This is a genomic window from Microbacterium paludicola (genome assembly GCF_039529675.1).
Taxonomy (GTDB): domain Bacteria; phylum Actinomycetota; class Actinomycetes; order Actinomycetales; family Microbacteriaceae; genus Microbacterium; species Microbacterium paludicola.
On the sequence record NZ_BAAANG010000029.1, the window covers coordinates 1 to 13823 of the forward strand.

Here is a 13823-nt window from a genome sequence, read left to right on the forward strand (position 1 = left end):
CGGCCGCGTCTCCGCGAGCATCCGCAACGCCCGCTCACGCATCTCCGGCGAGTACTTCCTGTTCATCGTGTTCCATCCTTGCTTGAAGAACGGAACGAAAGTCAGGCCGATTCAGGTGGTCGTTCCCATGGTGGTTATCTGTTGTCATGTGTTCGTCTTCGGATTTGCCGGTTAATCACCCACGCCCCAGGTGGTGTCGGTGGAGCCAGCCTTAGGGCACCACGATGATCTTTCCAGCGGCGTGTCCGGTCTCCACTGCGGCAATCGCCTGATCTGCTTGATCAAGGGCGAACTGAGCGTCCACGTGGGGATCGACCAGTCCGTATTGGATGACCTCGGTGATCTTGGCCATGGCCTCATCCGTGCGTGCCAGGGCCAGGCCGCCCAGCTCGGCGGCGGTGTCTGGGTCCGCTGCGGAGATGATCCGGGTTCGGTCGGGCACCAGGTCCGCAACAGCACGCAGCGCATCGCCACCGACGAGATCAACAATCAGGTCGGGGCCGTCGGCACTCACCTGCCGCACCCGATCGGCCACCCCTGGACCGGATTCGATGAAGGTGGCACCAGTCGACTCGACGAGTTCCCGCTTGGTTGCGCTGGCCACGCCGATGACCGTGAACTCGTGCACGCGACCAATCTGGGTCGCCATCAGTCCCACTCCGCCGCCGGCGCCGAGCAGTAGCAGGGTCTGGCCAGGTTTGAGTTCAATCTGGTGGGTGGCGTCGTAGGCCGTGGCTGCGGCCACCGGGATGGTGGCCGCGTCGGCGAAGGAGATCTCCTCGGGCTTGGCCACAGTCGTGGAGGCGCGCAGCAGTGTGTGCTCGGCCATTCCACCCTGCCCGGGCGCCACCAGGCCGAGCACCTCGTCGCCCACGGCGAAGTCCTCGACCCCGTCGCCGACCTCAGTGACTACGCCGGCGGCTTCACGGCCCATCGGCGCCGGCAGGCTCCAGTGACGGCCCAGCTGGCCTTCCCGGATCTTCCAGTCCGCCGGATTTACACCGGCGGCTCGGACTTCGATGGCCAGTTCCCCGGGCCCGGGCGTTGGAACAGGCCCCTCGATCAGTTGCTGGGTCTCGGGTCCGCCGTAGCCGGTGAAGACATAAACCTTGGACATGAATCGAATCTCCTTCTGATCTGGACTGGGTGGCGCGTCGTCGACGTCCCGGGTGGGTCTTTCGTGGCGGTGGCGGTGGCGGTCAGGACCGGGGCGGTTCGTCCTCACCGGCGGCTTCGGCGGCGTCAGCCTCTTCCCGGGTGGCGAATACGGCGCCGGTAGCGTGCTCGGGTGGGCTGTAGATGGTGTACAGCACCAGCGGCTCGTCGCCGGTGTTGCGGAAGTTGTGCTGGGCACCGGCGGGTACCGCGCACTGGTCACCGGCATCGATGGGGTGGGTGTGGCCATTGAGGTCGGCTTCGCCGGTTCCGGAGACGAAGGTCAGGATCTGATCGGTGTGTTCGTGGACCTCGTCTCCGATCTCGCCACCGGGCGGAATGGTCATCACCACGATCTGGGTGTGTTCTCCGGTCCACAGCACCTTCCGGAAGTCAGGATTATCCCTGGCCACGTCCTCGATGGTGAAATGCTCGACGTTGTCGCCAAGGGTGAAGTTCTTTTCGCTCATGGTCGGTCTCCTCTGTTTCGTGTGTTGATTTTGGTGTTCGCGTCGTTGTTTTGAGTCTTGGAGGTGCCCGGTGTCCGGGGTGGGTCCATTGCCCCGGGATGGGCGTCAGGCGGCCACCTGCTCCGCAGCTGTCCCGATGGTGCGTTCACTCTTTGGCATCGTCGTGGAGTCTCGGGTGTTTCGCAGCAGCCGCATCGCGTTGGCGATCACCACGAGCACGGAGGCTTCGTGGACGAGCATGCCGATCGACATGGTCACTCCGCCGGCGAAGACTCCGGCCAGTAGCAGCACCACGGTGATCAGGGCGATCGCGATGTTCTGCTTCATCACGTTCACGGTTCGCTTGGCCAGGCCGATGGCCTCGGGCAGCTTGAGCAGGTTGTCGCCCATCAGGGCGATGTCCGCGGTCTCCACGGCCACGGCCGAGCCTGCCGCACCCATCGCCACGCCGATGTTCGCGGTGGCGAGAGCCGGAGCGTCATTGACGCCGTCACCGACCATCGCGATCGTGTGGCCCTGGCGCTGTAGCTCGGTGACAGCGTCCAGCTTGTCCTCAGGGAGCAGGGAGGCGTGGATCTCGTCGATCCCGGTGGCTTTGCCGACGGCCTCGGCCACCAGTCGGGTGTCACCGGTGAGCATGACGACCTTCTCGACGCCGGCCCGGTGCAGTCGCGCGACCATCTCCGGTGCGTCCTGGCGGATCTGGTCCGCGACGGCGACGACGCCGATCACCCTCCCGTCAACAGCGACGATCATAGGTGTTTTCCCGGCGGCGGCCAGGTCCTGGGCGGCCTGCGCAGCCTCGGCGATGCCCGAGGCAATGCCGTACTGCTCCAGTAGCGGCGGGTTGCCGATCAGCACCTGGCGGCCATTGACGTTCGCCACGATGCCCTTGCCGGGGACCGGGGTGACGGCGCCGGGGATGCCCTGCGGGGCAACGCCCTCCTCGCGGGCGGTCTCCAGGATGGGGCGGGCCAGTGGGTGTTCGGAGCCGGCCTCAGCTGCCGCGGCCCAGCGCAACACCTCCGTACGGTCGAGCGTGGAATCCAGGATGATGACGTCGGTCAGCTGCGGTTTGCCCTCGGTGAGGGTGCCGGTCTTGTCCACGGCGACCGCCGTGATCTTCGCGGAGGTCTCCAGGAACTCGCCGCCCTTGATGAGGATGCCGTTGCGCGCGGCGCGGCCGATGCCCGCCACGATGGCGACCGGGATGGAGATCACCAGGGCGCCCGGGCAGCCGATGACCAACAGGGTCAGGGCCAGCACCACGTCTCCGCTGATAAGTCCGGCCACCAGGGCCAGGACCATGACGGCGGGGGTGTACCACGTGGAGAACCGGTCGATGAAGGCCTGGGTCTTGGCCTTGGCGTCCTGAGCCTCTTCCACACGGTGGATGATGCGGGCCAAGGTGGTATCTGCGCCGATGCCAGTGGCCAGGACCTGTAGGAAGCCGCCGCGGGAGACGGTGCCGGCGAAGACCTGCCCGCCTTTAGTTTTCTCCACCGGGATGGACTCGCCGGTGATGGAGGCCTCGTCGATGGCACCGGTGCCGGAGACGACCTGGCCGTCCACGGGGACCTTCGCACCGTTCTTGACCAGGACGATCTCGCCCATTCTCACTTGCCCGGCAGGGATCTCCTGTTGCTCGCCATCGCGCACAACGATCGCGGAATCCGGGGCGACGGCGACGAGTTCGGCCAGTGCCGAGCGGGTCTTGTTCAGGGTCGCAGCTTCCAGCGCGTGGCCGATCGCGAACAGGAACGTGACCGCCGCGGCCTCCCAGAAGTTGCCGATGATGACCGCGCCGATAGCCGCAACCGACACGAGCAGGTCGATGCCGACGACCTTGGCGATCAGCGCGCGCACCGCCTTCACCACGATCCCGTAGCCGGCAACCACGGCCGCGGCGATCATGAAGACATCCCCGAGGGTGAAAGCCGCGCTGGCGTGAGTGGCGTGGGCCCCGGCGTCGAGCCACCACTGGGGGCTGACGGTGAGGTTGGCGACACCCCCGGCCAGCCACTGGATGGCGAAGGAGATGATGATGAGCACGCCGGACACGACGGGGACTGACCAGTTCCCATAGACCCATTTTTGGAGCCTGTTCACTTTCGGGTACGACCTTTCTGGGTCTCGTGCCAGCAGACCGGCAGAGTGGAATGTCGGAAGGATGTCCGCAGGCGGCCCGCGGGGGCCGTTGGCCTCAGAAGGCAGACAGTGCGGCCCTGTAGCCGGCTTTGGCGATAGCGGCGACGAGGTCATCCACGGAGATGCGCTCGGCGTCATGGTCGACCTCGATGCGGGCGGAGGCGAAGTGGACCTTCACGTTCTCGACACCCTTGAGTCGCCCGACCTGCTTCTCGATCTTCGCCACGCACGACGGGCAGGAGAATCCCTCCGCTCTCAGGACGGTGTGAGTGGTGGTGGGGGTGGAGGTGGAGGTGGCCATTGTGGACCCCTTTCGTGATGTGTTCCTTATTGGTACCTTCACGATAGGTTTGCGGCGCCCGGAACTCCTTGACATAGATCATGTTCGGTGCGCGCCTGCTACCGAGGCGTCGCTGCCGCTGCCGCTGCCGCTGCCGCTGCCGCTGCCGCTGTCCGGTCCCGCGGCGCCGATGCCGACTCCGGTAGACTTACCACATGCCTGTGGATGATTTGTGCGTCAGCCGCGTGCCGATCTTCCAAGGACTCACCCGCGAGGAGCAGTTGCGGGTCGCGGAGTTCGTCCGCCCGGTGCATGTCGCCAAGGGAGAGACGGTCTATTCGCCAGGACAGTCGGTGTCGCGTCTGTTGGTGATGCACAGCGGACAGCTCAAGGTCAGCCATGCGGCGGCCAATGGCCAGGAACAAATCCTGCGCACGGTGACCGACGGTGATGTCGTGGGCGAACGGGCCTTCCTGACCGGCCACCTGCCCAATGACCTCGTCGTCGCGCTGGAAGACAGCCGGATGTGCGTCTTCGACCACACCGACCTCTCGGCCCTGCTGCGCGACTACCCTGATGTCGGTCTGCGGATGCTGCGGACTCTGTCCGACAGGCTCGCCTCCGTCGAGCGATTGCTGGCCGCCATCACCTCCAGCGATGTCAGTGCCCGCATCGCGGCCTACTTGCTGGATCTGCCCGGCAGCATCCGAGACGGCGTGCCCACAGTGTGGCTGCCGTTGGCGAAGTACGAAATCGCCTCCTATCTGGGCACCACGCCAGAAACTCTGAGCCGACGCCTTGCCGCGCTCTCCGCCTCCGGTGTCATCGAACTCCACGGGCGTCGTGATGTCACGATTCTCGACATTGATGGGCTCGAACGCGTAGCCACACCTCGATAGACCGGTATCGCCATGGCTTGGCTAAAGGTGGCGTGCGACCGGGCCCGCATGCGGCTTGCCCCGTCCTCGGGTGCGTAAGCATGGTCACATCAGCATCATGAGGATGAGAAATAGCAGGAAGCCGCCGGCTGCCATCGCGATGGTGCCGGTGCTCTCTTTGATTTCGTAGGCTTCGACCAACAGCTCTGCGACGGCGGTGAAAAGCAGGGCGGCGGCACCAAAGCCGAGGCCTGCGATCAGCACGGGGGCTGAGACACCGGCGAAGACGACAGCGCCGAGCACCGCGCCGATAGGCATCATGACCGCAACGAAGGCGCCGACACCGATCGCGGTGCCGAGGGAGCCGCCGCCCGCGCGCGCGGATCCCGCTGTGGAGGCGGCGACGAACAGAAGCTCGATCGACAGCGCGATCGCGATCAAGAGGGCTGCCGCCCCGCCGGCGGACAAGGCGATGCCGATGATGGCGCCGTCGATCAAGACAACGACCGCGAGGGCGACGACGAGGCGGAGATTCACACCCGTGACCTCCTTGGTCTGACTATCACCGTGCCCGTGCCCGTGCCCGTGCCCGTGCCCGTGCCCGTGCTCGTCGCCGTGGGAATGGCCGTGGCCGAACCGGGTGAGGAGCGCGCGCAGCGCCAGCATGAACGCAGTGCCTAGCACGAAGCCGATGATCAGCGGCCAGCCGCCACCCAGGTGGAGCGCCTCCGGGAGCAGATCCAGTGTTGCCGCGGCGATGATCAAGCCTGCGGCGAAGTGTTGTACATAACTGGTGAGTGTGGAGGTCTGGCCACGCGTCGCGAGAGCCGCGATCACCGCCCCCAGGACACCTGCCACCAGGCCGATCGTGCCCAGTCCGAGCGCCTGTCCGAACAGTTCCATGTCGATTCGCCAGTTAGAGGCTGGCGTCTTGATTTTGCGGGGGCAATGCCGCAACCAATGGATGATCCCTGCCGGTGTTGCCGAGTTTGACGGCGCCACCCGGTGAACCCAGTTCGTCAAAGAACTCGACATTCACTCTGTAGTACTCCGCCCATTGATCGGGGGTGTCATCCTCCTAATACATGGCTTCAACCGGACAGACGGGCTCGCAGGCCCCGCAGTCCACACACTCGTCCGGGTGAATGTAGAGCGACCGCTCGCCTTCATAGATGCAGTCCACCGGGCACTCTTCAACGCAGGCCTTGTCCTTGACGTCTACACAGGGCTGGGCGATTACATAAGTCATGGGTGAACGCCACCTTCACGGTCAGCTGGGTTCAGCGGTCGTCTCCGCTCAGCCAACAGCGACGCCGAAGAGCAGGCCGATGAGGTAAGTCGCAATCATCGTCGCTGAGCCCATCACCACGTTCCGGAGGATGGCCCGGCCGCGCGGGGCCCCGCCGAGGGCGGCGCTGATCCAGCCGGTGAGGAACAAGCCGATCACCACTGCAACCGCGGCGATCCAGACGCGATTCTCGTCGAATGGCAAAAGGATCATTACGAGCGGGATGAGCGCTCCCAGCGCGAACGAGACGAATGACGAGACAGCCGCCGCCCAGGGGCTGGTGAACTCTTCGGGGTCGATTCCAAGTTCAACCTCTGCATGGGCTGCGAGGGCGTCCTTCGCGGTGAGCTCGACCGCGACCTGATGCGCGAGGTCGTCCGAGAGCCCACGCTGACGGTAGAAGCCGGCGAGTTCTTCGAGTTCTTCCTGAGGTATGGTCTCGAGTTCGCATTTCTCCTTGGCGATCAGCGCCTTCTCGGTATCGCGCTGGGTGCTCACCGAAACGTACTCGCCTCCGGCCATCGAGAATGCGCCAGCGACCACTGCGGCGATTCCTGCCGTGGCGATCGCGAGAACGTTGTTCGGGGTCGCCGCTGCGACACCGATCACGACGCCAGCGGTCGAGACGATGCCGTCGTTCGCTCCCAGTACCCCGGCGCGCAGCCAGTTGAGTCGCTGGCCGGTGCCCCGGTCGTGAGGTTCGCCGGGATGGGCTTGGGGTGCTGCTTTTCTAGCCATGGCTCGGTGCCTCCATAGCAATTCTCAGTGGGTTCGCTGGCTCTCTCGGCCTGTCAGCGGTGTGCGCTGTGCGCCGTCTGCGTTGGCTCGCGACGCCTTGAGTTTGCGCTCGGCGCGCGGGCCGACGGCGCGCAGCGCGCCCAGGATCGCGACGAGGTCGACGACTTCTTGGAGCCAGGCCCCGATCAACGCGGGAAGGAACCCGAACGCTGCGACGAGCATGAGACCCACGCTGATGATGATGCCGAGCCAGATGCTCTGGAGAGCGATCCGCACCGTGTCCTTTCCCACGCGTACCGCCAGGGGGAGGGAAGCGAGGGTGTCGTACCGGTTCACAATGTCGGCGGACTCGCTCGCGGCGGTCGCGCCCCGAGCCCCCATCGCGAAACCGATATCGGCAGCGGCGAGCACCGGGGCGTCGTTGAGGCCGTCGCCGACCATGATGAGCGGCCTGGGCTGCACCGTGCTCACGATGCGTACTTTGTCGGAGGGCCGGCACTCGGCGTGCACCTCGTCGATGCCGAGGCTCGCGGCGATCGGCTCGGCAGTGGTCGCCACGTCGCCGGTGACCATGAGCGTGCGTTCGATCCCGAGCCCGTGCAGCTCGTGGAGCGCCTGCGCAGCCTCGTCCCGCGTCTGGTCGCGCATCACGATCGCGCCCGCGAAGCGGTCGTCGACGGCGACGTAGATCGCGAGCTCCCCGGGCTCCAGCGGGGCGAGCGCGAGGGTCGGGGCGAACTCGCGGAGCCAGGAGGGCTTGCCTACCCGTACCGTCGCCACCGCACCGTTTGTGCTGTCGGACGCGAACTGCGCGGCGACGCCGTTGGTGTCGATCTCCTCGGCTCCGAGCACTTCCAGCAGCGGATATCCGTGCTGCTTGGCCGCCGCGACGACCGATTCTGCGAGCACGTGGGACGAGTACACCTCGGCCGATGCGGCGAACCGGAGCACGCTCATCTCGTCGAAGCCGGGCTCAGCAAGGATGCGTTCGAGCACGGGCCGCCCGGTCGTGATGGTGCCGGTCTTGTCGAACGCCGCGGAGCGTACCCGCGAGAGCTGTTCGAGAGTGCCGCCGCCCTTCACGATAAGCCCGAAGCGCGCAGCCCGGCTCATGCCGCCGAGGAACGCGACCGGTGCGGCGATCAGCAGGGGGCACGGCGTTGCGACCACCAGCACCTCGGCGAATCTGACCGCCTCCCCGCTGGCCACCCATGCAACGCCCGCGATGACGAGCGAGAGTACCGTGAACGGCACCGCATAGCGATCGGCGAGCCGCACCACTTTCGCCTTGCTGCCCGCGGCCCGCTCGACCAGACGCACGATCTGCTGGTACTCGCTGTCTGAGGCGAGCGCGACAGCCCGCATCGTGACCGCACTCGCACCGTTCACCACTCCGCTGGAGACGCGCTCGCCCGCCACGCGCTCGACCGGCAGGCTCTCACCCGTGAGCGAGGATTCATCGAGCACAGCATGCTCTGACACGAGCACCGCGTCGACCGGTACGAGCGCGCCGGGCCGTACAAGCAGCAGATCGCCGACCTCGACGGCTTCGACCGGCACGTCCTCGGCGACCGCCTCGAGGGTTGAGCGGCCCGCCGGGGCGGCCTCGTCGCGCAGCAGCCTGGTGGCCTGCTGCGGGGCTTTGCGCAGCAGCGCGGTGAGCTCGCGCTTGGAGCGGTTCTCAGCGTAGTCTTCGAGGGCCGCGCCGCCGGTGAGCATGAGCACGACCACGAGCGCGGCCCACGGCTCACCGACGAGCACAGCCGCAGTGATCGCGGTGACCGCGAGGATGTCGAGCCCGGCGTGGCCTTTGAGGAGCTGGCGGATCATGCCGACCGCCTCCCACGCTGCGATCGCCAGCGCATACGCGCCGACGAGCCACGGGGCGGTTTCTCGGGCAGGGGTGGTGAGCAGGATCAGGCCGACCATCGCGATCAGCAGGCTCGCGAACACCAGCGGATACGCCTTGGCTGCGGCAGAAACTCGTCTCACGCTGCAAGCTTCCCAGATCGCGGGCGTCGGCGCATCGCAGGCGGGCCTTGCCTCAGCATGCTTCGGTCTCGGCCGAGGGCGTGGTTCAGAGCAGCAGCGCCCCCAGCCCAGCAGCTCCCAGCACCACCGCCCAGGCGGGAGCCTTCCACGCGGTCAGTGCGACGAATGCCACTGCGACGATTACGAGAGAGTGCGGTCCGGTGACGCCCTCGGTGAACACCGGATCGTACAGGGCCGCCGCGAGCAGGCCGACGACTCCCGCATTCACGCCCTTCAGCGCTCGCTGCACCCTCGGGGCTCGGCGCAGCCGATTCCAGAGCGGCAGTACGCCGATGATGAGGAGGGCCGAGGGGAGGAAGATCGCGACGAGGGCGATCGATGCTCCGAGCGCCCCCGAGGGGCCGCTCGTCGTGACCGCGCCAAGGAAAGCGGAGAACGTGAACAACGGACCAGGCACCGCCTGCGCGGCTCCGTACCCGGCCAGGAACGCGCCGGGCTCTACGAGCCCTGTCTGCACCGTCTCCGCCTGCAGGAGCGGCAGCACGACATGGCCGCCCCCGAACACGAACGAGCCCGCACGGTAGAAGAGGTCGAACAGACTGAGTACCGCATCTCCTGTCGCTGTTGCGAGGATCGGGAGGGTCACCAGCAGCAGGGCGAACGCGATCAGGCAGCCGATCGAGACGCCCCGGTGCAGGCGCACCGGAAATCGATCCTCAGTCCTGGCGGGTGCCCCGGTGTGCGCGGTGCGCGCAAGGAACAGCAACCCGGCGATGCCCGCGGCGATCATGGCACCAAGCATCGCGAGCGGGCCCGGCACGAGCAGCACGAGCACCATGACCGCGACCGCGATCGTCGCGCGACGAGCATCGGGGGTGATGGGCGTGAGGAACGGATCGGTGACAACTGATCGTTAGTGCCGGGAGGCGCTGGCGGGAAGGATGTCATCATGCCCGGTCCCTATCCGAGAGAGTTCCGCGAAGACGTCGTCGCGGTCGCCCGCCGCCGTGAGAGCGGCGTCACCATCAAGCAGATCGCCACTGACTTCGGAGTCAGCGAGGCGACGCTGCAGAACTGGCTCCGCCAAGCAGATGTCGAGGAAGGCAAGCGTCCCGGTCAGACGGCAGACGAGGCCGCCGAGATGCGAGAGCTGCGCCGCCGTAACCGTCTCCTCGAGCAGGAGAACGAAGTCCTCAGGAAGGCAGCGGCATATCTGTCGCAGGCGAACCTGAAACTGGGTGGCTCCCCAAAATGACGTACCCGCTCGTTGCCGAGCTCGCCGAGGCGGGGATCCCCGTCACGGTGTCGTGCCGGGTCCTGAAGCTCGCAAGACAGCCCTACTACCGGTGGCGCAATGACCCGATCCGCGACGCGGACGTCCTCCGCGCGTATCGGATCAACGCCCTCCACGACGCGCATGAGGACGACCCGACGTTCGGTTACCGATACCTCGCTGACGAAGCACGCCGCGCAGGGTGGCGGATGAGTCGCCGGAAGGCGTGGAAGCTGTGCTCGCAGGCTGGGATCCTCTCCTCCGCGCAACGCCGCCGGCGCGGGAAGGGCAAGAAGGCCGGCCCACCCGTGTTCGACGACCACGTGCAACGCGTCTTCCGGGCCGATGCCCCGAACCGGGTCTGGCTCACCGACATCACCGAGCACCGCACGACGACCGAAGGCAAGCTTTACTGCTGCGCGATCAAAGACGTCTTCTCAAACCGGATCGTGGGGTACTCGATCAGCGACCGGATGACCTCGAAGCTCGCGGTCGACGCACTCCGCAACGCCGTCGCCCGCCGCGGCGATGTCGCCGGATGCATCTTGCATGCCGACAGGGGCAGCCAGTTTCGAAGCCGCGCCATGGCCCGGGAACTGCGCCGGCACGACATGGTCGGTTCGATGGGCCGAGTCGGCGCCGCGGGCGACAACGCAGCTATGGAGAGCTTCTGGTCGCTCCTGCAGACCAACGTCCTCAACCAGCAGCGGTGGACCACCCGGCAGGATCTGCGGCTCCCCATCGTCGTCTGGATCGAGCGGAAGTATCACCGGCAACGAGCCCAGGACTCCCTCGGCGGCTTGACCCCCATCGAGTTCGAGTCCAAGCTGGCCGAGCCGCTCGCCCTCGCGGCCTAAACCACACCTGTCACCAGTTCATTCCTCACGCCCGGGGTCGGTGGTGATTGTAGTGATGCAACCAGGCCGGGAACGCGGCGACGCGAGCGGCTTCGTTGGGGTAGAAGCGGGCGTATGCCCATTCGTCCTCGGCGGTGCGGTTGAGGCGTTCGACCTTCCCGTTCGTCTGCGGCCGGTAGGGCCGCGTTCGACGGTGCTTCACTCCGTTGCCGAGCGCGTCTCGGAAGGCACGTGAGCGGTAGCAGGCGCCGTTGTCGGTCATCACCGCGGTGACCGTGATGCCCGCGTCGGCGAAGAACGCCTTCGCCCTGGTCCAGAACGCTGCAGCCGTCTCCTTGCGCTCGTCTTCGAGGATCTCGGAGTAGGCCAGCCGGGAGTGGTCGTCGATCGCGTTGTGGACAAACGCGTAGCCGACACCGCGCTGTCGGTCCCGGTTGCCTGCTGCCCGGCCGAGGGCGCGGTGCCCGCCGCCTTCGGGGATGCGCCCCTGCTTCTTGATGTCGACATGGACCAGCTCGCCCGGCCGGGGCGCCTCGTAACGGATCGGCTTGGGCTTGCGGACCGGTAGCCCGGTGAACCGGTCCAGGTGCTTGAGTAGTGGCATCCCGTAGCGGGCCAGGACCCGCCCGACCGTCGAGCGAGCCAGGCGCAGGTGATACGCGATCCGGTGAGGCCCCCAACGACGGGTGAACCGCAACGCGATGATCCGCCGCTCCGTCCGCCGTGACAACTGACGCGGCGACGACACCGGCCGAGACGACCTGTCGGTGAGCGGCTCGCCGGCGGCGTAGCGTTTGGCCCACTTCGACGCGGTCGCGGGCGAGCAGTTGAACCGTTCCGCTGCCCGCCGGATCGTCCAACCGGCATCGACGATCGCGGATGCGAGGCGACGACGCCCTTCCGGCGTCAAGGGCGCGTTAGCGTGAGTCACGAGGGCCTCCGTTGTGACGTAGTGAGTGTGGTAACCCACATCGTCCCGGAGGCCCTCGCCTCAGCTCACACGTTCACAACGTGTCGGGGAACTACAGCTAGCGCCCGCGAAGCCGGGGCCGCCCTCGGCGAAGCCAGCCTTGCGCAGTGAGGTACTGCAGGAACTCGTACTTGTCGTGGATCAGGCCGGCGAACTGGTTTCTCGTGTCGGGGATGAAGAAGAACGTCGCCCGCGAGCGCCGAAGCGTCCAGCCCTTCAGGTGCTGGGCGACGTAGCTGAGCCAGACGTCCTCCACGAAGCGGAAGCGATCCGGGCACTCGAACACGCGCTCGTCCTGGAAGATCGACGAGTCGATGACCATCCCGCACGTCCCGATGTACTGCGCTCGGTGGCCCTTCCGCACGGGAAGGCGCAGCCAGTAGTGCGGCGGCAGCGGGAACCGGTAGGCCCACCACCCGGTGGCGCTGCGAGGCCGCGCCTCGCGCCGCAGGGTCGCGATCGTGTGGGCGCCGAACAGCTGGTCGTCGTCGATGAACACGACGAACGGATGCGTCGGCGCCAGCTCGCGCGCGAGATGGAAGCGGCCGAAGCCCCCGATGTTCTTGGGGCTGTGGTGGAAGCGCACGGGCACGGCGCTCCCGGCGGCCGTCCGCTCGAGCTCGCCGGCGATATCGGGGTTGTTGTTCCACACGTGCAGTTCGACCCGCACCCCGTGCTGCGCCTCGAGGCAGCGCAGCGTCCGGTGGAAGTACTCGGGCCGGCGCCAGGTGCACATCACCACCGGCACGAGCGGGACGGATGCGGTCACTTCTCGAGCACGAGCAGGAACTCGACGAATCCCTCGGGCTCCACGCTGACGAATCCGAGGTCGGGTGCCTCGACGTCGAAGTCGACGAACGTGATCGGGATGCTGCCGGCCACCCGGCGCCGTCGCGCCGTCGAACGAGGCGTCGACCTCGGCGGTCACCTCGCGCGTGACGCCGTGCAGCGTCAGCTCGCCCGCCACCTCGACCGTCGCCGCGTCTCCCGCCTCCGGGGTCGCGTCCGTCGAGACCGGCTCAGTCAGCCGGAAGGTCGCGGTGGGATGCTCGCCGACCTCGAGGGCGTTGTCTCGGAAGTACGAGTCGCGGTTTGGCTGGTCGGTCGCGATGGATGCGACGTCCACGGTGATCTCCGCCTCCGTCACCGCGAGGTCCTGCACCTGCACCTCGCCCGAGACCTCCTCGGTGCGGCCGACGACCGTGACGTCGGTGCCGTTGAGCACCTCGTCGACGCGGTAGCCCGCGTAGGAGCCCTCCGCCGCCTGCCAGGCGCCATCGAAGTCCTCGACGGGTGCGGCGGGGGCGGCGGATGCGTCGGCATCCGGAGCCGCGGTCGGCGCCGACGGCTGCTCGCCGACGATCACGTCGCGGTAGAAGGCGGGGCCGAAGACGATCGCCGCGGCGCCGAGCAGCACGAGGGCTCCGGCGACGCTGAGCAGGATGATCGCGCGGCGGCTCATGCCGCGGCGGGGTGCGGGGGAGGTCATGGACAGATTGTCCGCTGGCAACCCGGGCGGGGCCATGCCATCACAGGGGACTCATAAGGAACGTCCACGCGCCGCAGGCCCGGTGCGGGGCGGCGACACGCCCGGGAGGGGCGGTGGTTTGCCGGTGGTGTGGGATCTGCGTAATGTATTTCCTTGTCGCCGCCAAGCGGTGAGGTTGAGCCGGAAGGCTCCCACCCCAGGTCGGCGACAGACACCATGAAGAAGCTCCTCGGAAGAGGGTGGATCGTGGTGTGTCTGGGCGGCCTCGCGGCCGGTCTGGGATGC

General features: G+C 67.1%; 12 protein-coding genes and 1 pseudogene. 2 read left to right on the forward strand and 11 right to left on the reverse strand.

Annotated features, from left to right (window positions below):
- Nucleotides 1-211: 211 nt before the first annotated feature.
- The 4 genes from ABD161_RS12595 to ABD161_RS12610 all read right to left on the reverse strand — a co-directional run bounded on the left by ABD161_RS12595 (nucleotide 212) and on the right by ABD161_RS12610 (nucleotide 4074).
- Complete coding sequence (locus tag ABD161_RS12595; RefSeq protein ID WP_054683000.1) at nucleotides 212-1117, reverse strand: NADP-dependent oxidoreductase; 906 nt, start codon at nucleotides 1115-1117, stop codon at nucleotides 212-214.
- A gap of 82 nt (nucleotides 1118-1199) precedes the next feature.
- Nucleotides 1200-1625: a cupin domain-containing protein gene (locus tag ABD161_RS12600; RefSeq protein WP_054682998.1), complete on the reverse strand. Its 426-nt coding sequence runs from the start codon at nucleotides 1623-1625 to the stop codon at nucleotides 1200-1202.
- 105 nt (nucleotides 1626-1730) lie between these two features.
- Nucleotides 1731-3734 carry a heavy metal translocating P-type ATPase gene (locus ABD161_RS12605; RefSeq protein ID WP_054682996.1) on the reverse strand — a complete coding sequence of 668 codons (2004 nt, stop codon included), beginning with the start codon at nucleotides 3732-3734 and terminating at the stop codon, nucleotides 1731-1733.
- Between the two features lie 94 nt (nucleotides 3735-3828).
- Nucleotides 3829-4074 carry a heavy-metal-associated domain-containing protein gene (locus ABD161_RS12610; RefSeq protein WP_344003460.1) on the reverse strand — a complete coding sequence of 82 codons (246 nt, stop codon included), beginning with the start codon at nucleotides 4072-4074 and terminating at the stop codon, nucleotides 3829-3831.
- Nucleotides 4075-4268: 194 nt separating this feature from the next.
- On the opposite strand from ABD161_RS12610, the gene ABD161_RS12615 reads away from it, so the two are divergent.
- Nucleotides 4269-4952, forward strand: a complete 684-nt coding sequence (locus ABD161_RS12615) for a Crp/Fnr family transcriptional regulator (RefSeq protein WP_054682993.1) — start codon at nucleotides 4269-4271, stop codon at nucleotides 4950-4952.
- 84 nt (nucleotides 4953-5036) lie between these two features.
- On the opposite strand, the gene ABD161_RS12620 is transcribed toward ABD161_RS12615, so the two are convergent.
- The 5 genes and pseudogenes from ABD161_RS12620 to chrA all read right to left on the reverse strand — a co-directional run bounded on the left by ABD161_RS12620 (nucleotide 5037) and on the right by chrA (nucleotide 9829).
- Nucleotides 5037-5834: a ZIP family metal transporter gene (locus tag ABD161_RS12620; protein ID WP_344003465.1), complete on the reverse strand. Its 798-nt coding sequence runs from the start codon at nucleotides 5832-5834 to the stop codon at nucleotides 5037-5039.
- Nucleotides 5835-5847: 13 nt separating this feature from the next.
- Nucleotides 5848-6180: pseudogene (gene fdxA / locus ABD161_RS12625) on the reverse strand (ferredoxin).
- 48 nt (nucleotides 6181-6228) lie between these two features.
- Nucleotides 6229-6957, reverse strand: a complete 729-nt coding sequence (locus tag ABD161_RS12630; protein ID WP_344003468.1) for a VIT1/CCC1 transporter family protein — start codon at nucleotides 6955-6957, stop codon at nucleotides 6229-6231.
- Nucleotides 6958-6981: 24 nt separating this feature from the next.
- Complete coding sequence (locus tag ABD161_RS12635; RefSeq protein ID WP_344003471.1) at nucleotides 6982-8949, reverse strand: heavy metal translocating P-type ATPase; 1968 nt, start codon at nucleotides 8947-8949, stop codon at nucleotides 6982-6984.
- Between the two features lie 85 nt (nucleotides 8950-9034).
- Entirely contained in the window at nucleotides 9035-9829 is a 795-nt protein-coding gene (gene chrA, locus ABD161_RS12640; protein ID WP_344003480.1) for a chromate efflux transporter, read from the reverse strand.
- A 69-nt stretch (nucleotides 9830-9898) separates the two neighbouring features.
- Here chrA and ABD161_RS12645 point away from each other — a divergent pair.
- Nucleotides 9899-11079, forward strand: a protein-coding gene (locus ABD161_RS12645) for an IS3 family transposase (protein WP_425560900.1) whose coding sequence is annotated in 2 segments (ribosomal slippage) — nucleotides 9899-10165 and nucleotides 10168-11079 — 1179 coding nt in all. Because the reading frame shifts where the segments join, the coding sequence is not laid out codon by codon here.
- A 25-nt stretch (nucleotides 11080-11104) separates the two neighbouring features.
- On the opposite strand, the gene ABD161_RS12650 is transcribed toward ABD161_RS12645, so the two are convergent.
- Together ABD161_RS12650 and ABD161_RS12655 are read right to left on the reverse strand one after the other, a co-directional pair.
- Nucleotides 11105-12010: an IS481 family transposase gene (locus ABD161_RS12650; protein WP_344003474.1), complete on the reverse strand. Its 906-nt coding sequence runs from the start codon at nucleotides 12008-12010 to the stop codon at nucleotides 11105-11107.
- Nucleotides 12011-12107: 97 nt separating this feature from the next.
- A complete protein-coding gene (locus tag ABD161_RS12655) occupies nucleotides 12108-13538 on the reverse strand; it encodes a YceI family protein (protein WP_344003477.1) in 1431 nt (476 codons plus the stop codon).
- Nucleotides 13539-13823 lie beyond the last annotated feature (285 nt).

Bases quoted from the DNA above. Each gene is read 5' to 3' on its own strand.
- ABD161_RS12620 (WP_344003465.1), bottom strand. From the start codon at position 5,834: ATGGAACTGTTCGGACAGGCGCTCGGACTGGGCACGATCGGCCTGGTG.
- ABD161_RS12595 (WP_054683000.1), bottom strand. From the start codon at position 1,117: ATGTCCAAGGTTTATGTCTTCACCGGCTACGGCGGACCCGAGACCCAG.
- ABD161_RS12610 (WP_344003460.1), bottom strand. From the start codon at position 4,074: ATGGCCACCTCCACCTCCACCCCCACCACCACTCACACCGTCCTGAGA.
- ABD161_RS12600 (WP_054682998.1), bottom strand. From the start codon at position 1,625: ATGAGCGAAAAGAACTTCACCCTTGGCGACAACGTCGAGCATTTCACC.
- ABD161_RS12630 (WP_344003468.1), bottom strand. From the start codon at position 6,957: ATGGCTAGAAAAGCAGCACCCCAAGCCCATCCCGGCGAACCTCACGAC.
- ABD161_RS12615 (WP_054682993.1), top strand. From the start codon at position 4,269: ATGCCTGTGGATGATTTGTGCGTCAGCCGCGTGCCGATCTTCCAAGGA.
- ABD161_RS12655 (WP_344003477.1), bottom strand. From the start codon at position 13,538: ATGACCTCCCCCGCACCCCGCCGCGGCATGAGCCGCCGCGCGATCATC.